The sequence below is a fragment of the Halalkalibacter lacteus genome (genome assembly GCF_036663595.1).
GTDB classification, from domain to species: Bacteria; Bacillota; Bacilli; order Bacillales; family Bacillaceae_D; genus Halalkalibacter; species Halalkalibacter lacteus.
Window position 1 is genome coordinate 1 of the sequence record NZ_JAWRVL010000528.1, and the last position, 218, is coordinate 218.

Annotated in this window: 1 protein-coding gene; it reads right to left on the reverse strand. The window is 32.6% G+C overall.

Annotated features, from left to right (window positions below):
- A partial coding sequence (locus tag SAZ04_RS23235; protein ID WP_332700208.1) for a 2TM domain-containing protein occupies positions 1 to 124 on the reverse strand: 124 nt, incomplete at its 3' end.
- Between the last annotated feature and the right edge of the window lie 94 nt (positions 125 to 218).

Sequence of the window (218 nt, forward strand, 5' to 3'; positions counted from 1 at the left end):
AGTTCATTAAGTTAATGATGACAAACATGGTATTCACAAGAATATAGACAATGAAATGAATATAAAATGCCTTTAAATTTTCCACCCTTTTCTTCGCTCTTTCATACTTTTTGTCCTCTTCTATTTTTTTCACCACCTGCTCCTTTAAAGTTTATTAACTAAATTCCACCATACAAAATATGGAAAGGGGGAGTTTCCCTTGTTGTAGATCTGATCGC